Source organism: Xanthobacter aminoxidans, assembly GCF_043193615.1.
Classification (GTDB): domain Bacteria; phylum Pseudomonadota; class Alphaproteobacteria; order Rhizobiales; family Xanthobacteraceae; genus Xanthobacter; species Xanthobacter aminoxidans.
In genome coordinates, this window is record NZ_JBAFUS010000002.1 from 66,158 (window position 1) to 88,209 (window position 22,052).

At 67.5% G+C, this 22,052-nt stretch carries 19 protein-coding genes and 4 pseudogenes; 11 read left to right on the forward strand and 12 right to left on the reverse strand.

What is annotated here, in order from left to right:
• The first annotated feature begins 319 nt into the window (after positions 1-319).
• Together V5F74_RS09275 and V5F74_RS09280 are read left to right on the forward strand one after the other, a co-directional pair.
• Positions 320-1,555, forward strand: a complete 1,236-nt coding sequence (locus V5F74_RS09275) for an MFS transporter (RefSeq protein WP_197022989.1) — start codon at positions 320-322, stop codon at positions 1,553-1,555.
• Positions 1,556-1,561: 6 nt separating this feature from the next.
• Positions 1,562-2,245, forward strand: a complete 684-nt coding sequence (locus V5F74_RS09280) for a DUF2848 domain-containing protein (protein ID WP_029557391.1) — start codon at positions 1,562-1,564, stop codon at positions 2,243-2,245.
• Positions 2,246-2,324: 79 nt separating this feature from the next.
• On the opposite strand, the gene V5F74_RS09285 is transcribed toward V5F74_RS09280, so the two are convergent.
• Entirely contained in the window at positions 2,325-3,248 is a 924-nt protein-coding gene (locus tag V5F74_RS09285) for a LysR family transcriptional regulator (protein WP_394007607.1), read from the reverse strand.
• 272 nt (positions 3,249-3,520) lie between these two features.
• Between V5F74_RS09285 and V5F74_RS09290 the strand changes: the two genes are divergently transcribed.
• The 3 genes from V5F74_RS09290 to V5F74_RS09300 are packed head-to-tail and all read left to right on the forward strand — an operon-like array spanning position 3,521 to position 6,488.
• Positions 3,521-4,393 (forward strand): polysaccharide deacetylase family protein, encoded by an 873-nt coding sequence (locus tag V5F74_RS09290; RefSeq protein WP_250168030.1) that lies wholly within the window; start codon positions 3,521-3,523, stop codon positions 4,391-4,393.
• On the forward strand, positions 4,390-5,052 hold the full coding sequence (locus V5F74_RS09295) for a cysteine hydrolase family protein (RefSeq protein WP_394007609.1): 663 nt from the start codon (positions 4,390-4,392) through the stop codon (positions 5,050-5,052). Before V5F74_RS09290 ends, V5F74_RS09295 begins: the two co-directional genes overlap by 4 nt.
• Positions 5,053-5,063: 11 nt before the next feature.
• Positions 5,064-6,488 (forward strand): MmgE/PrpD family protein, encoded by a 1,425-nt coding sequence (locus V5F74_RS09300; protein WP_394007611.1) that lies wholly within the window; start codon positions 5,064-5,066, stop codon positions 6,486-6,488.
• 40 nt (positions 6,489-6,528) lie between these two features.
• On the opposite strand, the gene V5F74_RS09305 is transcribed toward V5F74_RS09300, so the two are convergent.
• Positions 6,529-7,893, reverse strand: a complete 1,365-nt coding sequence (locus tag V5F74_RS09305; protein ID WP_394007613.1) for an MmgE/PrpD family protein — start codon at positions 7,891-7,893, stop codon at positions 6,529-6,531.
• A 167-nt stretch (positions 7,894-8,060) separates the two neighbouring features.
• Here V5F74_RS09305 and V5F74_RS09310 point away from each other — a divergent pair, with 167 nt between their 5' ends.
• The 5 genes from V5F74_RS09310 (at position 8,061) to V5F74_RS09330 (ending at position 13,078) form a co-directional block, all read left to right on the forward strand.
• Positions 8,061-9,224: an acyl-CoA dehydrogenase family protein gene (locus V5F74_RS09310; protein WP_394007615.1), complete on the forward strand. Its 1,164-nt coding sequence runs from the start codon at positions 8,061-8,063 to the stop codon at positions 9,222-9,224.
• Positions 9,225-9,235: 11 nt separating this feature from the next.
• Positions 9,236-10,375, forward strand: a complete 1,140-nt coding sequence (locus V5F74_RS09315; RefSeq protein WP_394007617.1) for a CaiB/BaiF CoA transferase family protein — start codon at positions 9,236-9,238, stop codon at positions 10,373-10,375.
• Positions 10,372-11,223 carry an FAS1-like dehydratase domain-containing protein gene (locus V5F74_RS09320; RefSeq protein WP_029557399.1) on the forward strand — a complete coding sequence of 284 codons (852 nt, stop codon included), beginning with the start codon at positions 10,372-10,374 and terminating at the stop codon, positions 11,221-11,223. The genes V5F74_RS09315 and V5F74_RS09320 overlap by 4 nt, the downstream gene beginning before the upstream one ends.
• Complete coding sequence (locus V5F74_RS09325) at positions 11,217-12,017, forward strand: HpcH/HpaI aldolase/citrate lyase family protein (protein WP_197022991.1); 801 nt, start codon at positions 11,217-11,219, stop codon at positions 12,015-12,017. The genes V5F74_RS09320 and V5F74_RS09325 overlap by 7 nt, the downstream gene beginning before the upstream one ends.
• A gap of 236 nt (positions 12,018-12,253) precedes the next feature.
• A complete protein-coding gene (locus tag V5F74_RS09330) occupies positions 12,254-13,078 on the forward strand; it encodes a hypothetical protein (protein WP_029557401.1) in 825 nt (274 codons plus the stop codon).
• Positions 13,079-13,163: 85 nt separating this feature from the next.
• On the opposite strand, the gene V5F74_RS09335 is transcribed toward V5F74_RS09330, so the two are convergent.
• The 8 genes and pseudogenes from V5F74_RS09335 to V5F74_RS09370 all read right to left on the reverse strand — a co-directional run.
• Complete coding sequence (locus V5F74_RS09335; protein ID WP_250168022.1) at positions 13,164-14,075, reverse strand: LysR family transcriptional regulator; 912 nt, start codon at positions 14,073-14,075, stop codon at positions 13,164-13,166.
• A 161-nt stretch (positions 14,076-14,236) separates the two neighbouring features.
• Positions 14,237-14,509 (reverse strand): annotated as a pseudogene (locus V5F74_RS09340) (integrase core domain-containing protein); the annotation flags it as partial.
• A gap of 45 nt (positions 14,510-14,554) precedes the next feature.
• Positions 14,555-14,872, reverse strand: a pseudogene (locus tag V5F74_RS09345) (IS30 family transposase); the annotation flags it as partial.
• A 31-nt stretch (positions 14,873-14,903) separates the two neighbouring features.
• Positions 14,904-15,347, reverse strand: a complete 444-nt coding sequence (locus tag V5F74_RS09350; protein ID WP_449361627.1) for a transposase — start codon at positions 15,345-15,347, stop codon at positions 14,904-14,906.
• A gap of 291 nt (positions 15,348-15,638) precedes the next feature.
• A complete protein-coding gene (locus tag V5F74_RS09355; RefSeq protein WP_051679069.1) occupies positions 15,639-16,070 on the reverse strand; it encodes a MerC domain-containing protein in 432 nt (143 codons plus the stop codon).
• 24 nt (positions 16,071-16,094) lie between these two features.
• Complete coding sequence (locus V5F74_RS09360; RefSeq protein ID WP_394008941.1) at positions 16,095-16,469, reverse strand: hypothetical protein; 375 nt, start codon at positions 16,467-16,469, stop codon at positions 16,095-16,097.
• Positions 16,470-16,868 (reverse strand): annotated as a pseudogene (locus tag V5F74_RS09365) (ATP-binding cassette domain-containing protein); the annotation flags it as partial.
• Positions 16,766-18,067 (reverse strand): annotated as a pseudogene (locus tag V5F74_RS09370) (LLM class flavin-dependent oxidoreductase); the annotation flags it as partial. The pseudogenes V5F74_RS09370 and V5F74_RS09365, both read right to left, overlap by 103 nt.
• A 133-nt stretch (positions 18,068-18,200) precedes the next feature.
• Here V5F74_RS09370 and V5F74_RS09375 point away from each other — a divergent pair.
• The gene (locus V5F74_RS09375) at positions 18,201-19,838 is read left to right on the forward strand and encodes a rhodanese-like domain-containing protein (protein ID WP_051679074.1); all 1,638 of its coding nucleotides are present in this window, start codon (positions 18,201-18,203) and stop codon (positions 19,836-19,838) included.
• Between the two features lie 52 nt (positions 19,839-19,890).
• Here the strand turns inward: V5F74_RS09375 and V5F74_RS09380 are convergent, their stop codons facing one another.
• Positions 19,891-20,616 carry an SDR family NAD(P)-dependent oxidoreductase gene (locus V5F74_RS09380; protein ID WP_051679076.1) on the reverse strand — a complete coding sequence of 242 codons (726 nt, stop codon included), beginning with the start codon at positions 20,614-20,616 and terminating at the stop codon, positions 19,891-19,893.
• Positions 20,606-22,039, reverse strand: coding sequence for an MmgE/PrpD family protein (locus V5F74_RS09385; protein WP_394007620.1), 1,434 nt, complete (start codon positions 22,037-22,039; stop codon positions 20,606-20,608). The genes V5F74_RS09380 and V5F74_RS09385 overlap by 11 nt, the downstream gene beginning before the upstream one ends.
• Positions 22,040-22,052: the final 13 nt, after the last annotated feature.

Sequence of the window (22,052 nt, forward strand, 5' to 3'; positions counted from 1 at the left end):
GGCCCAAGTAGGGCTAGGGATACTGCGCCTAGCGCCCCCAGATAACGTTCGGTTATATCTGGTTGATTGTGCAAGCCGTTGCGTGGCTACCGATCGCATCACAGTGTTCCCGTGAGCCGAAAGAGAGGCCGTTTCCAGCGGACTCCGACCCGGCCCGAGCCTCCCGAAAGCACCGCGCATCGCGCCGATCCGGTCAGCCGAGGTGGGAGCAATATCCAGGGGACGAGCATCCATGACCACGATATCGGACGTCGATAAAGGAAGAAGTGCAGCGGCGGCAGGGCCATCGCAATGGAGTTCTCGCCTCGCAGCCGCGAGCATGGTCGGGACGGCGCTCGAATGGTTCGAGTTCACGCTCTATAACACCATGGCGGCGCTGATCTTCAACCAGCTGTTCTTCCCGCAGTTCGACCCCATCGCGGGGACCATTCTCGCCTTCTCCACATATGCGGTCGGCTATCTCTCGCGTCCCATCGGAGGCTTCATCTTCGGCCGACTCGGCGACAAGCTTGGCCGCCGTGACGTGCTGATGCTCACTTTGGTGCTGATGGGGGCCTGCACCTTTGCCATCGGCCTCCTGCCCACCTATGCGACGCTTGGCGTCGGCGCCTCGCTGCTGCTGGTCGCGCTGCGCTTCATTCAGGGTGTCGCACTTGGCGGCGAATGGGCCGGCGCCGTGCTGCTGACCGCCGAGCAGGCGAGCATCCGCCACCGTGGCTTCCAGGCATCCTGGGCGCAGGTCGGCGCCATGGTCGGCATCTTCTCCGGAACGGCCATGTTGACCCTGTTCACGGCTTTCGTTTCCGACGAACGCTTTGTAGACTGGGGCTGGCGCGTGCCCTTCCTGCTCAGCTTCTTCGTGGTCGCGTTCGGCATCTGGCTCCGGCGCGGCGTCCCAGAAACCGGCGCGTTCGAACAGATGTCGAAGGACGGTGAAACCTCCGCGGCCCCCATCACCGAGGTGCTCACCGGCCATTTGCGCAACCTTCTGGTGGCGGCGGGATCGCGCATCGGTTCTGACGTGGTCTTCGGCTTCATGATCGCCTTTTCCCTCACCTACCTGACCCAGTCGCTGGGCGTGAACCGCACGGTGGCGATCAGCGCGGTGATGATCGGCGTCGCCGCCAACGGCTTTGGCTGTCTCGCCTTCTCGGCGCTGTCCGACCGCATCGGCCGGCGGCCGGTCTATGTGGCGGGGGCCATCGCGTCGGCGCTGTGGATCAACGTTCTGTTCGTGCTGTTCGAGACCCGCGATCCGCTCCTCATCATCATCGCGATCTCCGTCGCGCTGGTGATCCACTCGGCCATGTACGGCCCGCAGGCGTCCTTCGTGGCGGAGCAGTTTGTCACCCGCGTGCGTTATACCGGCTGCTCGCTCGCCTACACGCTGGCCGGTGCGGTAGGCGGCGGCCTGGCTCCCCTCGTCTTCACGACGCTTTACCGCGAGTTCCCCGGCACGCTGCCTCTGAAAGCCTACATCTGGGCGACGCTGGCCATCACCATCGTCTCGGTGCTCGCGGCACGGGAAACCGCCAGCCGTCCCCTGAAGGACTGACCGGCCATGCTCGACTTCAGGAAGACCCGCCGGACGGGCGAGGAAGACGTGCGCGTGACGCCGCGTGCGCTGGTGCTCGGCGGGCTGACGGGCACCCCGGATTCGGTGAAACGGCATTTGGAAGAATTGGAGGCCATCGGCGTGCGTCGCCCCAACAGGGCACCCGTGTTCTTCCAGCTGACGGCCAATCTCGCGACGCGGGCCGACACGATCCAGGTGATCGGCCCGCATACCTCCGGCGAGGTGGAGCCGGTGCTCCTGGCCCTGCCCGATGGTATCTGGCTCGGCGTCGGCTCGGACCATACGGACCGCAGCGCGGAAACCATCGACATCCCGTTGTCCAAGCAGCTCTGCCAGAAGCCCATCGGCGCGGGGCTGTGGCCGCTGGAGGAGGTCGCGGACCATTGGGACCGTCTGGTGGTGCGCAGCTTCATCGAGGAGGGCGGCCGGCGCGTCGTCTATCAGGAGGACAGCCTCGCGGAGATGCTCCATCCGCACATTCTTCTGGCCAGGCTGGCCGAGGCGGTCGCGCCGCTGCCGCAGAATGGACTGTTCATGTGCGGCACGCCGCCGGCGCTCGGGGGCATAAGGTCTTCCGCGCGCTTCGAGGTGGAGCTCGTCGATCCCGTTCTCGATCGCCGGCTCAGCCACGCCTATTGGACGGAGATGCTCGAAAACGTCCCCTTCTAGGTGCGGGCGCACCGGCTTCGGTGCTCACCTTTTATTGGCCGACCTCTTCGCGAGGTCGGCCAATATCGTTTTGGGACCTTCACTCCACCATGGCTCCGACCCAGCGCCGGCTGGATACAAGGTCGCGCACCAGCGCCTGGATTTCCCGCACTACGACCCGGGAGGAGAGCGAGAGGGGGTGCTGGGTGGAGGTCGCCAAGAGAAGCGTGCGCGACAGTTCCACATCGGCCACCGGCCGCGCATCGAGCTTGCCCTCCTCGACATCCCGCGCGACGGCGTGATGGGGAAGGATCGTGATGCCGACCCCTGCCTCCGTCAGTCCCTTCAGGGTGAGGAGGGCATCGATCTCCAGCGGCACTGTCAGCGTCAGGCCCTTGGCCTGCGCGACCCCGTCCACCAGCAGGCGCAGGCCGTGGGCGCGGCTCGGCAGGATGAAGTCGCGATCCACCACGTCCGCCAGCCCGAGTGCGGGTCCGTCACCGAGCGATCCGCGCGCCCCGACGAAATAGAGCCGCTCCGTGACGAGCTCGTCCGCTTCCAGATGCGTGGTGCGCGGCGCCCGGTAGAACAGCGCCACGTCGATGCGCCCGGCGGAGAGCCATTCGTTCACATGGCCGCTGAAGGCTTCAAGCACCTTGAGAGAGATGCCCGGGTGGCTGCGGCGCAGGCGCTGGACCAGCGGGGTGACGAGGAAGTAGCTCTCGGTTGGCGGCACGCCCAGCGTCACCTGTCCGTCGGCGACGCCGCGCAGGTCGCGCACATCGTTCTCCAGCTGCTGCAAATCGGTGAGGATGGTGGGGGCGCGGGCGGCAAGCAGGTGCCCCGCCTCGGTCAGCTCCATGCCGCGTCCGGTGCGGTAGAACAGGGCGACACCGAACTCATCCTCCAGCAACCGAATTTGCCGGCTGATGGCCGGTTGCGCAACCCCCATCAGCACGGCGGCGCGGGAGACGCTGCCGATCTCCGCGAGTGTCACGAAATACCGCAGCTGCCGCAGTTCCATTGCCCACCGTCTCCCCCAGGCGCTCGTTCGGGACGGGGCGCTGCTGCGTCCCGCTTAAGCCATGCCCTGCGCCGGGCACCCTTCAAGAAAACGTATAACTGGTTGAATGCCAATCCTTCTATCGGGCTGTGGTCGCGGCCGATACGCCTTTTCAAGGACCGTGACGCGCGTTCCCGCGACCTCAGCCGAAGCGTCGGCCAACGCAAATTGCTGTTCACCGCCAGCGCTTCTCCCCGAAGGAAGATCTGATGTATCGAACCGAAGCGGGTCTCATGGCGAACCCGCGCATCCCTTACGTGATGGCCCACCAACGTCCGCGCCTGACGGCGCCGAACGGCAGGCCGATCATCGTTCATTTCGTGGTGAATATCGAATACTGGCCCTTCGACAAAGCCATGCCGCGCAAAATCCTCACGCCTCCGCACGGGGTGGAGCAATTGCCGGATGTGCCAAACTTCTGCTGGGCCGAATACGGCCTTCGTGCCGGCATGTCGCGCATCCTCCGCCTGTTCCGGGCGCACGGCATCGCCGCTTCCGCTAGCCTCAATGCCAGTGTCGCCGATGCATATCCGGCCTGTGTCGAGGCCGTGCTCGAGGCCGGCTGGGAACTCATCGGCCACGGCATCCACCAGGCCAGCCTCCAGAGTGTCGAGCACGAGCGCGACGTGGTGGGCGGGTCGCTGGCCCGGCTTGAGGCAGTAAGCGGCCGCAAGGTGCGCGGCTGGCTCAGCCCGGGGCTGCGCGAGAGTGCGGAAACGCCTGACATCCTTGCGGAGATGGGCCTCGATTATGTCTGCGACTGGGGGGTGGACGACCTGCCATCCCTTATGGCGACGCGGGCCGGTGAACTCATCGCCATGCCCTACACGCTGGAGCTCAACGACAGCGTGATCTACGCGGTGGAGCGGCACCGCTCCGAGGAGATGTTCTCGCGCGTCAGCCTGACGCTCGAATGCCTCGCACGTGAGGCAGGCCGCCATGCGCCGCGGGTGCTCGGCATCGGACTGCATCCTCACCTCATCGGCGTGCCCCATCGCTTCGTCTACCTGGAGCGGATTGTCGATCTGCTCGCGGGGAATCCGGACGTCTGCTTCATGTCGGGATCCGCAATCGCCGACTGGTTCTCGACACAGGTGCGCTCATGACGGCAGCTGAGCCTCTCATCCTTGCATCCTTTACCGAGCGCTTCGCACCGCCCCACACGGCGCTCGTCATCATCGACATGCAGAAGGATTTCTGCGTGGACGGATTCGCGGCAAGTGCCGCCGGTCGGCCGCTCGGAGCGGCGCAGGCCATCGTTCCGGTGATTGCGGAGCTGCGTGCGGCGGCGCGCAGGGCGGGCGTTCTCGTCTGCCATGTGGGCTTCTGGACGCTGCCCGGCCATCTCTCGGACTCCGGGCCGTGGCTCGCCCAGCGCCGAAGGTCCACTTACGCTTCGGACCGGATCGCCATCGCGGAAACCCGGGGGGCGGATTTCGTGCCGGAGCTGTCGCCCGCCGCCGGCGAGGTGGTGATCCACAAGCATCGCTACAGCGCGTTCAAGGGCACCGATCTCGACATGGTGTTGCGCGGGCGCGGCATCGCCTCGGTGGCGGTGTGCGGCGTGTCCACCAACGTGTGCGTGGAAAGCACCCTCAGGGATGCGTTCGAGTACGGCTACTACGTGAGCGCCGTTGGCGATGCCTGCGCCTCCTGGGACATGGACCTCCACCACGCCACGCTGCGCAACGTCGAGGCCCGTTTTGGAATCGTGGCCACAGCCACCGATCTCGCACGGTCATGGGACGACTCGTCCGGCCGTTGAAAGGAAATGCCATGAAGGAAACCCTCACCGCGGACGCATCGGCCTTCGCCGCCGACCTCTCTTATGCGGACCTGCCGCCGGACGCCGTTCAGATCGCCCGGCGCTGCATCGTCGATGGCCTCGGCGTGATGCTGGCCGGCACCACCCATGAGACGCTGCATGTGGCCCGCCGCTACCTGGAACGTCACGCCGGTCCCCCGGCGGCGCGCGTCGTCGGGGCGGACTTGCGCCTTTCGGCGCCTCAGGCTGCGTTCTGGAATGGCCTCGCCGGCCATGCCATGGACTGGGATGACACGCAGCTCGCCGAAGGTCCCGCCCGCCCCTATGGCCTTCTGACCCATCCCACCGTGCCGCCGCTCGCGGCCGCTCTGGCCGTTTCGGAAATCGCCGGGCCGGTCAGTGGGCGTGACTTCGTCACCGCCTTCGCCGGTGGCGTGGAGGTGGAGTGCAAGGTGGCCGAGGCGATCAACCCGGACCACTACAACCTCGGCTTCCACACAAGCGGCACCATCGGCACGTTCGGCTCGGCGGTGGCGGCCTCGAAGCTCCTGAAGTTTGATGCGGTCGCGACGGCCCAGGCGATCGGTGGTGCTGCGTCCATGGCGGCGGGCATCCGGGCAAATTTCGGCACGATGGGCAAGCCGATGCACGTGGGCCGCTCCGCCGAAAACGGCGTCACAGCAGCGCTGCTCGTGCGCGAGGGCTTTACGTTCAACACGGAGGCGCTCGATACGAAGTGGGGCTACCTCGCGGTGGCCGGCCGAGGCGGGGAGCCGAAACTGGTGATGGGACGTTTCGGCAAGCCCTTCTCGATGGTCACGCCGGGCATCAGCATCAAGCCTTACCCCAGTGGCGTGCTCACCCATCCCTCCATGGACGCCATGAAAGCGCTGATGGCCGAGCACTGCCTCACGCCCGACGACATCGAAAGCGTGACGCTGTTCGCCGCCAACAACATCCTCCATCCGATCCGCTACGAGATCGCGACCTCGGAGTTGGAAGGCAAATTTTCCATGGCCTTCCTGCTGTCGGCCATCATCCTGCGGGGCACGGCTGGAAAGGCGGAGTTCACCGATGCCTTCGTGCGCTCGCCCGAGGTGCAGGCCATGCAGCGGCGCGTGCGCGCACAGTTCGATCCCGAGATCGACGCCATGGGCCATGATCGCATCCTCTCGCGGATCGAGGTCGTGACGAAATCTGGCGCGTTGATTTCCCGCATGTCGGACCATCGCTATCGCGGCGGGCCTGCCTATCCGCTTAGCGATGGCGAGCTGGAGGACAAGTTCCGGGACTGCACCGATGGTGTTCTCCCGGACGGCGCCGGACGCCGCCTGCTCGATGCCGTATGGCACCTGGAGGACCTGCCCGACGTGAGCATCCTGCTGGATATCGCACGGGAAGCCGGTGCCTCGCGTGAAGAAGCGCGGACCGTCTGACGACGGCGGGGGCGGCGCCTTGGCGACCGCCCCCGGGCTTTCAGGAGGACGCGGCCGCGAGGTCCATGAGAATCCCGACGTCGGGAACCCTTTCAAGCTCATCCACCGCCGCGATCATCTGCTCCGCCGCAACGGGCGAAAGCGGCGTCGCACTCAAGCGGCAATTGCGCCGGAACTTCTCCAGGTGCGCCTCGCGCGGCAGCGGTTTCAGCGGGTGGCCGAGGATGTGCGCGACCGTCTGCGATAGCGTGCGACCATCCTTCAGCGCGATTTCCACCTCGGCCGGTGCAAAGGCGTCAGTGCTGGCGGTATCGAGCGCCTCGATCTTAACGCGCGACGCCAGATGCCGGCTCTTTCCGTCCGCCAGCGCCTGCGCGGTGAAGTCCTCCATGTCGAGACGGCCGCCGCCCAGCATCCGCGCGGCGCAATAGGCCATGCACAGACGGGCGTAATTGGCCGCCATGTCGTCCCGTGGCAGCCGGCCGACGAGTGTGCGCGCCACCGGCGTCAGGCGGATGAGCACGGTCTCGACGTCATCGGCGCCGAAGGCATGGCGCGCCATGAGGCCGGCGATGGCTTCGAGGGCGCCGTGGGTGGCGCGGCCGCTGGGGAAGGGCTTCTGCGCCAGTTCGGCGATGCGCCAGACCTTGCCGAAGCTCTCCACTACGGGGCCGAGGTCGCTGCCGTCCTCGAACAAAGCGTAATAGCCGAAGCGACCTTCCAGCACCTCTTGGGGCGCCCGCAGACCCTTGGCCGCCAGCGCGCAGGCGTGCAACGCATTCCTCGTATTGAAGCCGACCTGCAGGGCCAGAAGCATGGTGCCTTCCTCATGCGCCTGCATGGACCCGCACGACTGGGCAAATGTGGTCCCGAAAGCGTTCTGCAGCGTCGCGGCATCAAAGCCGAGGAGCTTGCCGGCAGCCGCCGTGGCGCCGAAGCCGCCTGCGACACCCGGGCGGAAGAACTTCATAGGGCGCGTCCCGCCGAGGCCGATGGCGCAGGCGATATCGACGCCGGCGATCACGGCCTCCAGCAATTGCGGACCCGCCACCCCGCCCAAGCGCTCGGCCGTTGCGAGCGCCGCCGGCAGCACGGCCGTCATGGCATGGACCACCGCTTTTTCGTGCAGGCAGTCGAACTCGCAATTGTGGATCTGGTAGGCGTTCATGAGAGCCGCCAGCGCGTCCGGGTAGCGGCCGGCGCGCCCGAAGACGCGGGCGTCCTCGCCGGTTCCCCAGGCGGGGGCGCACGCCGCCAGTTCCGGCGCCCACTGGCCGGTGCTCCCGGCGATGCCGACGCCGATGCTGTCGAGCACGAACGTTTTGGCACTCGTGACGACGATGTCAGGCAGGTCCTTGAGGCGGACATCCAAGACGTGGTTTGAGAAGTGTCGTATCGCGTCCATGCTTTTTCCCCGCGGGCTGCGGCCGCCCGGCCAGCGATACATGAAGCGCCCGTCCGCCGCTTATGCCTGCCGCTTATATCGGGTTTAGGTCGTCGGCCCCTTGCCGATCGACCGCAGGCCGGTTCCTGTGGTTTCAAAGGGTGCGGCCGAGGGAGGAAAGAGGGACAATGCAGACCGTTGGCAGCGGCCAGTATCAGGAGATCCGGGACGCGGTGCGTGCCTTGTGCGCCGATTTCCCGGCCGAGTACCACCGCAAGGTGGACGAGGCGCGGGCCTATCCGGAAGCCTTCGTCGATGCCTTGACCAGGGCCGGCTGGATGGCGGCGCTGATCCCCGAGGAGTACGGCGGCTCCGGCCTCGGCCTCACGGAGGCGTCCGTGATCATGGAGGAGATCAACCGCGCGGGCGGCAATTCCGGCGCCTGCCACGGCCAGATGTACAACATGAACACGCTGGTGCGGCACGGCTCGGAAGAACAGCGCAACCGCTACCTGCCGAAGATCGCAGCCGGCGAATTACGCCTCCAGTCCATGGGCGTCACCGAGCCCACCACCGGCACCGACACCACACGGATCAAGACCACGGCAGTGAAGAAGGGTGACCGCTACATCATCAACGGCCAGAAGGTCTGGATCTCCCGCGTCCAGCATTCCGACCTGATGATCCTGCTCGCCCGCACCACCCCCCTCGACCAGGTGAAGAAGAAGTCTGAAGGCCTCTCCATCTTCATCGTGGATATCAAGGAGGCTATGACCAGGGGGATGACGGTCCAACCCATCCTCAACATGGTGAACCACGAGACAAATGAGCTGTTCTTCGACAGTCTGGAGATTCCGGAAGAAAATCTTATCGGCGAGGAAGGCCAAGGCTTCAAATACATCCTCACCGGCCTCAATGCCGAGCGCACGTTGATCGCCGCCGAATGCATCGGCGACGGCTACTGGTTCGTCGACAAGGTGACTGCCTACGCGAACGAGCGGGTCGTGTTCGGCCGCCCCATCGGCCAGAACCAGGGCGTGCAATTCCCCATCGCGGAGGCCTTCATCGAGGTGGAGGCGGCCAATCTCATGCGCTTCGAGGCCTGCCGGCTCTATGACGCCCACCAGCCCTGCGGAACCCAGGCCAACATGGCGAAGTATCTCGCCGCCAAGGCCTCATGGGAAGCGGCCAACGCCTGCCTCCAGTTCCACGGCGGCTTCGGCTTCGCCTGCGAATACGACATCGAGCGCAAGTTCCGCGAGACGCGCCTCTACCAGGTCGCGCCCATCTCCACCAACCTCATCCTGAGCTATGTTGCCGAGCATGTGCTCGGCCTGCCGCGCTCGTTCTGACGAGGCCGAAATTGGAACAGGTTCCTCATCGTCCGGCGCCGTTGCCGCTGGCCGGCCTCGTGGTTGTCGCCATCGAGCAGGCGGTGGCCGCCCCCTTCTGCACCGCCCGCCTCGCCGATGCCGGCGCCCGGGTCATCAAGGTCGAGCGCCCGGAGGGAGACTTCGCCCGCGGCTATGACGACGTGGCCAATGGCCAGTCGAGCTATTTCGTCTGGCTCAACCGGGGCAAGGAGAGCTTCGCCATCGACCTCGCCTCGCCGGAGGGCCGGGCGGAAACGGAGGCGCTCATCGCCGGTGCCGACGTGCTGGTGCAGAATCTGAAGCCCGGCGCGCTGGAGCGCCTCGGCCTCGGTCGGGAAAAACTCAGGGCCGCCCACCCGCGCCTCATCATCTGCTCCATCTCCGGCTATGGCGACGAGGGCCCGCTGGCGGACCGCAAGGCCTATGACCTTCTGGTCCAGGCCGAAAGCGGGCTCGCCTCGCTCACCGGGGGACCGGAGGCACCGGCCCGCGTCGGCTTCTCGGTGGTGGACATCGCCACGGGCGCGAGCGCCCATGCCGCCATTCTCGAAGCCCTCATCTCCCGCGCTGCAACGGGCCAGGGGGCGGACATCCGCGTCTCCATGTTCGACGTGACGGCCGAATGGCTCACCGTCCCCCTGCTGCAGCACGAGGGCGGAAAGCCGCCGCGCCGTATGGGCCTCGCCCATCCTTCCATCGCCCCCTATGGGGTGTTCGATACGCGCGACGGGTCGCAGATCCTGATCTCCGTGCAAAGCGACCGCGAATGGGTGGCATTCGCGCGGCATGTGCTCGAAAGGCCCGAGTTCGCGCAGGACCCGCGCTTCGCCACCAACATCGCCCGCTGCGAGAACCGCACGCAGACCGACGCCGCCGTCGCGGACGCCTTCGCCGCGCTCGATGCGGCCCTTGCGGCGCAACGGGTGGAGGCGGCCGGCGTCGCCTTCGCCTTCATCAACGACATGGCCGGGCTCTCGGCCCATCCGCACCTGCGCCGGATCTGCGTGGAGACGCCGGCCGGTCCGGTCCGCCTGCCCGCGCCGGGGCCGATCTTTGTGGACGCGCCGCGCAGCTATGGGCCGGTGCCGGCCATTGGTGCCCACACGCCTGAAGAGGAGAAGGCGCGATGACGGATGCGGCGACCCTCGACATTGATGATCTGCGCCGGTGGATCGGCCGGCGCGAGGAGGCCTCGGAGCGCGCCACGGCGGATCTCGTGCGCCGCTTCCGCGCCACCTTCGACGACGACCCCGGCGACGTGGCGGTAGGCGCGGCGGCCCCTCGCATGCTGCACTGGTGTCTCGCCCTGCCGGCGGTGCAGACCCGTGCGCTGGGGTCGGATGGGCACCCGGCCCGCGGCGGGTTCCTGCCGCCAGTGCCGCTGCCCCGCCGCATGTGGGCGGGCGGGAGCCTCGCGTTCACCGGCGACATCGCGGTGGAGGACGAGGTGCGCCGCGTCTCCACGGTCACGGACGTGCAGGTGAAGCATGGCCGCAGCGGCTCCCTCTGCTTCGTGGCCGTCGGGCACGAGATCTGGTCGGGGGAACGCCTGGTGATCAGCGAAGTGCAGGACATCGTCTACCGCGCGGCCGGCCGCACGGCGACGTCCGCTCCGGGGATTGCGCCCGCGCCCGAGGGACGACATCGCCGGCCGGCCGACACCTCCGCGCCGATGCTGTTCCGCTATTCCGCTCTGACCTTCAACGGGCACCGCATCCACTACGACCATCCCTATGTGACGCAGGTGGAGGGCTATCCCGGCCTCGTGGTCCATGGTCCGCTCCAGGCCACCTGGCTCTTGCGGTTCGCGACCGACATCCACGGCACGCCGCCGGCGCGCTTCACGTTCCGGGGCCACTCCCCCGTGTTCGACGATGCGCCGCTGATGCTCCATGCGGAGGAAACGGCCGAAGGGCTCAGCCTCTGGACCGCCCGGCCCGGCGGCCCCGTCGCCATGAGCGCGGAGGCCGCGTGGTGATCGCCGACATCATCGTCCCCCTCTTCGTGCCGGCGCATCGGCCCGAGCGCTTCGCGAAGGCCGCCGCCGCGCACCCCGATGCGGTGATCCTCGATCTGGAGGACGCTGTGCCGGCCGAGGCGAAGGAGGCGGCGCGGGCCGCGATGAATTGCGCCTTCACCGACCTGCCGGTTCTGGTGCGCGTGAATGCGGCCGGAACCGCGTGGCATGCGGCGGACCTCGCCGCCGTGGCGCGGCTCCAGCCGGCCGCCGTCCTGCTGCCCAAGGCGGAGGATTTCAACGTCGTGAGCCGCGTGGCCGACGCTGTGGGTCCGGTGCCGGTGGTGGCCTTGATGGAAACAGCGCGCGGGCTTGCCGTCGCACGCGCGCTCGCCGCCCATCCGGCGGTGGCGCGGCTGGCCTTCGGCTCGGTGGACTATTGCGCGGATCTCGGTTGCGCCCATGTGCCCGAGGCCTTGCTCGCGGCCCGTTCAGAACTGGTGCTGGCATCCCGTCTCTCCGGCTTGCCGGCGCCGATCGACGGGGTCACGACCGCTCTCGACGATGCTGCGGCGGCTGCGGACGACGCGCGCCGCGCCCGCACGCTGGGGCTCGGCGGCAAGCTCGCCATCCATCCACGGCAGATCGCCCCCATTCGCACCGGCTTTGCGCCGGATGCGACGGAGATCGCCTGGGCGGAGCGGGTTCTGGCAAGCGGCGCTGGCGCCGTTTCCGTCGATGGCTCGATGGTGGACGAACCAGTCCGCATCCGCGCCCGCGCCATTCTCGCGCGGCGGGGCGGTGCCGCCGGCTAGAAGCCGGGCCGCACGTCGTCATGACGTTGTGCCGCGGCCCGCCCAGGCGGACGCCTTGCGACACGGGCTCCGACTGGAAGGACCGCCAGGGGCCGCTCGCCGTTCGCACAGGCAGCCCGCCTATCGCTACTGCCGGTGAAGAGTGTCTTCATTGGCCTTGCTCTAATATTTCGACGGCCGAGACCGAAATCAGATCTCGTGCCCCAGTGAAAGCGGGGCCCATGCGAGGATTTGATATGACATTCTTCAAGCAAGGCCTCATGGCCGTCGCCCTTCTCGGCACCGTCTTTGTGCCTTCAGCGCAAGCCGAGCCGCAGCCCGAGGGGACGAGATATGTTCGCATGTCGTTCAGTGATGGACGCCCGGATGCCATCGGTCTCGACGCGGTTAACGCGCATCTCTTGAAGGTCGGTGTCCGGGTCTCGGAAGTGCCGATCCCGGAAAGCGCCCGATCGCTTATCGAGACATCCAGGATGCGGAGCCTCGATGCGCAGGAGCAGGGGCGTCTGCTGTCCATTTTCGCGCTCGACCGCCAGGCTCTTCTCCGGGAGATCGATCAGGCGGGACGGCAGTCAGCGGTGAAGGACGGGGGATCTCTCACCACGTCGGAGGAAGGGGTGCCGCCCTATCCGAAGATCTACGACATGAAGGCTCTGGGCCCCGACACCGTGGCGTTCCTGATGAAAAAGTTCGGACGCTTGCACGTGAATCGCACGGATGCCGGTCAGGGTATCGACGAGGTTATGACGATCATCTCGGGCGGGCCCTACACCTGGTTCTTCGTTCTCGAAGACGGGAGCGTGGCGAAGGTTCGGTTCAGCGCGGTCGCCGAAGCCGACAAGGGGTGGCGGATCAGCTACCCGGGGCTGGTGCCGCACGGTGGCTACTTCGACGCGAAGCATGGTCTCGTGGTCGCCTACGCCCACGGCCCCGAGCAATTCGTCATGCGCTATGAGGATGTGAGCTCACGTGCCTCGGGGTGCTTGGGCGACAATCCGTGGATCGACTTCGAAGCCGCGCCTCCGAAGCTCCTTGAGCGCGCGAAGAACGGCACCCGTTAGCCGCATCAGAAGCACGCACGCGCCGATCATCTCAAGGGCGCGTGCGTGTCTGGGCGCTCCGCCACGCTAACGCGCCGCACAAAACTCAGAAAAAGGTTTTGTCCTCGGTGCGCGCCGCCAATTCTTCCGCTACGACATCGAGGATCGCCCGAAGCTTGGGCGCAATGTGGTGTCGTGACGGATAAATTGCATAAACGGATGCAGCGGGGAGCATCCAATCGTCGAGGACGATCCGCAGACGGTCTTCTTTTAGATCCCTGTCGACATAAAGGCGTGGCAGGAGGGCGATGCCGAGCCCTCCGAGGGCTGCGTCCCGAACCGCCAGGCTGGAATTCGTGAAGAAGCGACCGGGCACGGCCACGCCGATACTTTCTCCGGCCCTACTGAAACGCCATTCCGCCGCATGATCCGACAACACATAGGTGAGACACTCGTGTCGCCTTAGATCTTCCGGCCGGCCGGGCGCCCCACAGGCTTCGAGATAGGTCGGAGCCGCGCAGACGACATGCGGCAGGTCCATCAGCTTTCGCGCCATCAGACTGGAGTCCTCAAGCTGGCTGCTGCCGCGTATGGCAAGGTCGTAGCCCTCTTCAACGATGTTGGTCTTGCCATCGTCCAGGTCGAGCCGCATCGATAACCCAGGATAGGTCTGCAACAACCGAGCGGGTAGCCGGCCAAGACAATGGAGCGTGAGAGATTGGGGCGCGGTCACACGCAGAACACCTGTCGGCGAGGTGTTCAACGCGCCAACCATCTCATCGGCTTCTTCCAGACCATCCAGAAGCGGCGAGATGCGGTCAAAGTATGCGGTGCCGGCCTCGGTCAGGCTGAGGCGCCGGGTCGTGCGGTTGAACAGGCGCGCTTTAAGATGGTCTTCCAGCTCGGAGATGTTCTTGCTGATCGCAGCGGGCGACAGGCCTAGGCGCCGGCCTGCTTCGGCGAAACTCTCCAGCTGAGCAGCTGTTTTGAACACTTTCAGAGCAGTTAGTCGGTCCATTGTGTCAGTCGCTCCGAAAGAAGGCGTCCGGTGGCCGCCCGTCAGTCATTGATATGAGGCTCGGCCGCGGCGCGCCCGCTTAACCTTGCCGCACAGCGCCGCACCCGCCAGCCGTCAGCGAGGAATTCGCGGGTGATCTTCCCCCGAAAAAGTGGACGGGGTTATGCCGCTCTGCGTTCCATCTGGGCCGGGCTGATGTAGCCGAGCGCGGAGTGCAGGCGGCGGGAATTGTAGAAGCCCTCAATCTATCCGAGCAGGTCCCGTCTTGCCTCGGCGTTCGTGGCATAGAGTCGATGATGGACCCGCTCGGTTTTCAGCGTGTGGAAGAAGCTCTCCATGGGGGCATTGTCCCAGCAATCGCCCCTGCGGCTCATGGATGGGGTGATGCTCGCGGTAGCAAGCGCCCCGCGGTAGGCCTCGGCAGCATATTGGGCGGATTCAATCGGTCGACGCAACAGTTGTGTTCCATCCTATTCTAATCACTGGTCAAGTGCTTCGGCTGGGCTCTTCCAGCCGAGGGCTTTTTGGGGCCTTGCGTTGAGGGTTGCCGGAACGGCGGCGATCGTTTCTGCACTGTGTGCGCTCAGATCCGTACCCTTTGGAAAGTACTGGCGCAGCAATCCATTCGTGTTCTCATTGGTGCCATGCTGCCACGGACTCTGAGGATCGCAGAAGTAGATCTGGGTGCCGGCGCGGCGCATCAGCCGCTCGATCCGGGAACGGCCCACGCGCCGACCATGCCCTCGCAGCACTGCATGGATCCGGGGGGCACCATAGGTCCCGCTGCTCTCCGCGTGGATCAGCCGGATGTCATCGGTGAGCGCCCGGTTAGCCTGTGCGCGCAAGCTCTCCGGACGGGCACGCCAAGCACAATGGCCGCTGGCGGACAGCCCCAAGGCCGCGCACATCACACGGACCGGCCACACAGCGCGATGCTCGTCGTCGAACCCGAACTTCATCGGGAGGCCGCTCCGAAGATGAGCAAGGCCCTTTTTTCGAGATGTCGCGCTCCATCCGTAGGCGTTCGTTCTCCCGCCTGAGCCGGGCGTTCTCGGCAGCCAGGTCTACCGGCGACGGGGCCGCCGCCTGCGGGATCGGGTGCCGCGCCGGCTCCGTCGCCTGGGGGGCGAGGTCTCTCACCCACCGGCGCAGCACCGTCTCGTGCGGCCCCAGTTCCTGCGCCACCTGTGAGGTGAAAAGGCCGCTGGAGGCCACCCGCTCAACCGCCTCCCGCTTGAACGCCCCTGGAAACACCCGACGCCGTGAGCCCATCGAACACTCCTGTGAAGCTCATAAAAGCTAACATGGGTGTCCACCAAAACGGGGGAGGATCATCGCCACGATGCAGGGCGATTGCGCAGTCAATAGCTGGATCAGTTTGGCGCAGGACACCGTCCGGTTGAACAGAACCGCCCCGCCCCGATCCGTGCCGCAAACCTGGAAGCTCCGCTTGGCCAGGTCGATCGCGAGGACATGAACATCGGCATGTGCTCCTCCCCTGCAAGCGCCGCGAAAGCGCTGCGCAGACATCTACGACGCTGGCCGGAGGGGGAACCCAGCCCATCAGTTTAGTGCGTTCTTGCGGCGGCGGATATGCCAGTTCAGCAGGTGTACCAGCGCGACAATGCTCACGCCGATGACGGTCAGGCCGGTTTCGAGCACTGGCACGGATTCGCTCAGGACACCGAAGGCCACAATACCTTGGCCGAGCACGCCGAGCACCACGAGCAATACCTTGCCATGATCCTTCAGGCCCTGTCGCAAGGCGATGAGGCTGAGGGGGATGGCCGCCGCCAGCAGCACGACGTGAATGTATTCCGGCAGCTCGATCTCATAAGCGAGAAGCGGAAACAGGAGGATGAGCAAAGGCGGGACGATGCAATGTAGCAGGCACAGCAGAGATACCGAGGTGGCGGCGATGTCCACCCACGGCCGACGCAGCCATGCGGTCAGCACCGAAAGCGGCGAGGAATTGGTCTGGGGCGTGTCCGTCATGTCCGTGTCTCGTCGGATTAGGGGCTATTGAGGGGTGCCGGCATCGCCCGCATCGTCGCTTCTCTCGTAGAGAAGATCGACCATGGCGGCTCGCAGTGCGAGGTAGCGCGGGCTCGACTGGATGGACTGACGCGAGCGGGGGCGCGCCACGTCGATATCGAACACGCCGCGGATCCGTCCGGGATTGGCGCCGAGGACCACCACAGTGCTCGCGAGCAGGATCGCCTCGTCCACATCGTGGGTGACAAAGAACACCGTCTTCGCCGCGCCCGACGGGGTCTGCCACAGGGCGAGGAGATGTTCCTGCAGATGCGCCCGCGTCACCGCGTCCAGGGCGCCGAAGGGCTCGTCCATGAGCAGCAGGGGCGGATCGGTGGCGAAGGCGCGGGCGATGGCCACGCGCTGGCGCATGCCGCCGGACAATTGCGAGGGCAGCTTGTCGAAGGCGCCTTCCAGGTGGACGCGGCCGAGCTGCGCGCGTGCGTCCTCCACGTGGTCCCGCCGGCGGCGGTCTGGGAAGGCCTGCTCCAGGGCGAAGACGAGGTTCTCGCCTGCTGTGAGCCAGGGAAAGAGCGAATAGTCCTGGAACACCACGCCGCGATCAAGGCCCGGCCCCGACACCGCCGCACCGCCGATGAGGATGCTGCCGGCATCCGGCCGCTCAAGCCCGGCGATGAGGCGCAGCAGCGGCCGCGCCGGCGCAGCTCGGGCACCACCAGCGCGCCGAAATCCGCATAGCCGCCGGGCGTCACCGCGTAGCTGAGATTGAGGCCGTCCACGTCGGTGGCCTCCACCCAGGCCTCGATCTGGTCCGCCACCTGGGCGGCCGAGCCGATGAAGACCGGGCCTCGCCCGCCGATGGCGTTGTGCTCGGCCAGTTCCCGCACCGTCCACACCCGGTTGGGATCGGCGATGGAGAAGGCTTCGAGCGCCGAGACGAGGCCCTGCGAGCGGTCGTCGAAGCGGATGGGGGCGTCGAGGTCGTGCTTGGAGAAGTCGATGCCGGTCCAGCCCGAGAACAGGATCAGCGCGGCCTCAGGATTGAGGAAGCGGCGGTAGCTCTCCAGCTTCTCCCGCGCCTCCTCTTCGGTGGCGCCGACGATGGTGGTGGCCATGGAGAAGAACAGGATTTCCTTCGGGTCGCGCCCCAGCGCCGCGGCACGGGCGCGGGTGTCGGCCACCACCGGGGCGATGACATTTGGCGTCGGCCCGCTCACGAAGATGCATTCGGCGTGGCGTGCGGCAAAGGCCCGGCCGCGGGTGGAAGCGCCGGCCTGGAACAGCACCGGCGTGCGCTGGGGAGACGGCTCGGAGAGGTGGATCCCCTCCACCTGGAAATGCTGGCCGCGATGGACGATGGGGCGCACCTTCGCCGGGTCGGCGAAAACGCGGTTCGCTCGGTCGCGCACCGCCGCGTCGTCATCCCAACTGCCTTCCCAAAGGGCGTAGACGGCATCGAGATATTCGTCGGCGATGTCATAGCGCGCGTCGTGGGGCGTCAGCGCCTTCTCGCCCACGGCGCGGGAGCCTGAGCTGGTGTGGCCGGTGACGATGTTCCAGCCGATGCGCCCCTTGGTGAGGTGGTCCAGCGTCGACATGCGGCGGGCGAAGGGGTAGGGCGGCTCGTAGAGCGCATTGCTGGTGATGCCGAAGCCGAGATGCCGCGTCACCCGGGCCATGGCCGACACCGCCACGATGGGGTCCAGCTTGGGGATCTGTGCGCCCACCTTCAGCGCCGCATGGTAGGAGCCGCCATAGACATCGTTGGAGGCCATGCTGTCGGCGACGAACAGCGCGTCGAAGCCGCCGTCCTCCAGCGTGCGGGCAAGGTCGGTCCAGTAGCCGAGCGTCGTGTAGTCGAGCGAGCGGTCTTCCGGATGCCGCCACAGGCCGGGCGAGTGATGCACCGGCGTCGCCATGGCGAAGGCGTTGACGCGGATTTCCTTCTTTGAACCGGCGGCGGGGCCGGTGCTGTCCGGGGCGGGCGTCTGCGTCATGGGTCGGTTTCCGGTTCCGTTCGGGCGGCGTGAGCGCAGAAAATCAACACCTCTTATGTTAGTCAATAAATTCAATTGAATTTATGGAGAAAGACAGGGAGGATGGCTGCCCACCCCTTCCCGGAGACCGCCCATGACCGCGACCGCCGCGCTCCAGATCCCGCCCGCCGCACCGGCGGAGCACTACCAACTCATCACCGTCGAGGACCTGCGAAACCGTCTGGCTGGCGGCGGAGAAGTCGCGCTGGTGGATGCCCGCGAGGAGGGCGTGCGCTCCCGCGACGGCCACATCCTCCAGTCCGTTCCACTGCCTTTGAGCCAGATCGAGCTGCGCGCCGCCGCCCTCCTGCCGCGCTTCGGCGCCCCGGTGGTGGTGACGGACGGCGGCGCCGGCGACCTTGCCACCCGCGCGGCCCGCCGGCTGTCCGAACTCGGCTATTCCGACGTGTCCGTGCTGGATGGTGGCGTCTCTGCCTGGGAGCGGGCGGGCGGCATCGCCTATACCGGCTCCAACGTGCTCTCCAAGGCGTTCGGCGAATTCGTGGAGCACGCCTATGGCACGCCCCGCCTGCCGGCCCGCGAGGTCAAGGAGCGGCTCGATCGTGGCGAGGACATCGTGATCCTCGACGGACGCACCTTCCAGGAGTTCGAGAATTTCCACATTCCCGGAGCCCATGCGGTGCCCAACGCGGAGTTGCCGTTCCGCGTCCATGGGCTCGTGCCCTCCGATGAGACGCTGGTGGTGGTGAACTGCGCGGGCCGCACCCGCTCCATCATCGGCGCGCAGGCGCTCATCAATGCCGGCATTCCCAACACCGTGGTGGCGCTGGAGAACGGCACCATGGCCTGGCTGTTCGAGGGCTACGACCTCGCCCATGGCGACCGCGCCGAAGTGCCCGCCCCAGGTCCCGCCGAGCTGGAGAAGGCGCGCGCCAGCGTCGCCCGCCTCACCCGGCGATTCGGCATCCGCACGCTGGACCGCGAGGGCCTTGCCCGCTTCGAGGCGGAGCGCGATGCGCGCACCCTCTATGTGCTGGATGTGCGCACCCGCGCCGAATACGAGGCTGGCCACCTGCCGGGATCGCTCTGGGCGGAAGGCGGCCAGCTGGTGCAGGCCACCGACCGCTGGGTCGGCACCCGCAACGCCCGCATCGTGCTGGTGGACGACGCCGACGGCGTGCGCGCCGCCATCACCGCCTCCTGGCTGATTCAACTCGGGGTCGGCGATGTTTATGTGCTCGGCCTCGATGCGGCGGATCGGCTGGAACAGGGGCCGGAGCCGCAGGTGCTGCTCGGCCGCGCACCCACGGTCGCGGTGACGCAGGTGGCGGGGCTCGAGCGGCTCATTGCCAAGGACGCGGTGGTGGTGCTCGATCTCGACACGAGTCTGGCCTATGCGGCCGGTCACATTCCCGGCGCCCGCTTCGCCGTCCGCGCCCGCCTGCCGGAGGGTCTGGACACGCTGCCGCCACGCCCGCTTGTGCTCACCTCGGCGGATGGCAAGCTCGCGGCGCTGGCGGCGGCGGAGCTGGCAGGGTCCGGACGGCAGGTCTCGGTGCTGGAAGGCGGAACGGCGGCCTGGAAGGCCATCGGCCTCCCGCTGGAGACCGGCGAGAGGGCTCTGCTCCATGCCGCCGATGACGTCTGGCGCTCGCCCTATCAGGAGGCCGGCGACCGCCATGCCGCCTTCCGCAGGTATCTGGACTGGGAGATCGACCTGATCCACCAGATCGAGCGCGACGACACCATCGCGTTCAAGGTCTATCCCTGACGCTAGAAGGCCGCCGGATCACGATCCGGCGGCCTTCTGCTTTGCAAGGGGATCAGGCAAGGGCGCGCCCGCCGCCGTCCACGAACAGGTTCGAGCCGGTGATGTAGCGCGCCTCGTCGGACAGCAGGAACGCCACCGCGTCGGCGACGTCGGTGGGAAGGCCCGGACCGGGAAGGGCAGTGTCGGGCGGCGCCCCCTTGCCGGCGGCGTTCAGCGCGTCGAGCCGGGGCGACTTGATGGGGCCGGGCGACACGGCATTCACCCGCACGCCCTGTGGCCCGTAGACCGTGCCGAGGCCCCGCACCAGCAGGATCAGCGCCGCATTCACGCTGGAGCCTGGCAGATGCTGCGGCGAGGGCTCGATGCCCCCGCGCCCGCTCAGCACCACCACGCTGCCCTTGCCGGAGGCGATGAGATGCGGCAGCGCCGCGCGCACCACGCGCACGGTGCCCAGCAACTTGGCGTCGATCACCTTCAGCCAGTCGGCGTCGTCGAGTTTCAGGAAGTCGCCGAAGACGGGCAGGTTGGTGGAGGTCACCACCCCGTCCAGCCGGCCGAAACGCCTGGCGATTTCGGCCCCGGCGGCCTCGACGGCGGCGGCATCGGTGATGTCCACGGCCAGCGGGATGATGCGATCGCCGGAAGGCAGCGTCTCCGCCCGCCGGCCGGAGGCGATGACGGTCGCGCCCTGCGCGGCCAGTGTCTCGGCACTGGCCCGGCCGAGGGCGCCGCCCGCGCCGGTGATCCAGATGACCCGGTCCTTGAAATCATGCGCCATGGAGGCCTCGTGCGAAGTGACTTGAAAAGGGTCGCCACTCACAGCACCTGGTCGAAGAGGGTGGAACTATCATCCACCCCCTCCAGGCGGTGGATGCGCTGCACCAACGCCTCGATGCGTGCGGCCGGCAGCGCGTTGCGGCCGTAGCCGAACGCGGCAACCAGCTTGGCGTTGATCTCGTCCTCGCCCCGCGGCGCCTCGGGGCTGCCGGGCACGGCTTCCACGCGATGGGAGAGGCGGCGGCCGTCGTGGGTCTCGATGGTGACGTCCGCCGGAGCGAAGGTGCCGGTGCGGCTCTCGTCCACCCGCACGGACAGGCGCTCCACCAGCGGCCGGATAGCGGGGTCGAGCACCGCCGCGCCGGCTCGATGTCGGCAAGGCCGAAGCCGCCGCGCGCGAGGACAGCGGCGACGCCGTAGCGCACGTTGAACTGGCCCGTCACCTGCGGATTGGCCTCGGGCGCGAAGGCGCCGCCGACGAGGCGCGCCATGTAGGGCGTGAGCACGATCTCGCCCCGCGCCACATCCGCGCCGGCAATGCCGTGGTGGGCGACGATCTCCAGTGCCGCGGCGAGCGCCGCATGGCTGCAGCCGCAGGCGGGAAAGCGCTTGAGCGCGGTCTCTTCCGCGAGGAAGCGCCGGCCGAGGCCATCCAGCACCTCTTCCGGCCGCCCCTCCTCAAACAAGGCGAACAGGCCGAACGGCCCCTCGAAAGCGGCGCGCGGGCCGGTGGTGCCGAGGGCGGCGAGATCGGCGGAAATGATGCCGTCGCGCGCGGCGAAGGCCGATTGCAGGCGCTTGGTGAGGCGCTGCTCCACGTGGCTCTGCTGGGTCCCGCCTGCGTGGCACAAGGCGATGCCGAGGGCATTGTGGGTGCGGTCGGCATCCAGCCCGCGCAGGCGGGCGGCGGCGAGCGCGGCGCCGAACACGCCGGCGATGGAGGTGTGGAAGAAGCCCCGGTTGGTGCGCGTCGCCGCCGCCAGCCGCACCACCAGTTCGTTGCCAAGGGTGAGGGCGGCGAGAAGCTCGCGCCCGTTGCGCCGCTGCTGCTCTGCGACGGCGAGCGCGGCGGGCGCCACGATGATGTCCGCATGGACGAATCCGGCGAGGCTGTCGAAATCGAGCGCCGCCGCGAGCGTGCCGTTGTAGAAGGCGGCGGCGGAGGGCTCCCGCCGCGTCTCACCCTCGCCCCACAGGCTGGCATGGCCCGGCGCGCCGCGCAGCGCGAGCGCCCGCGCCGCATTGACGCCGGCCGCATCCGCCGCCGCCCAGGCGACCGCCAGCGTATCGAGCAGCACGCGCTTGGCGGTGGCGATGGTGCGCGCGGGGATGTCGTCGAAGCGGATGCGCTGGGTCGCCTCCACCACGGCGGCGGTGACGTCGGCGCGCACCGCGGCCCCCTTCGGGCTGACGGAGACGTTCATGGTCCCTCCGGCG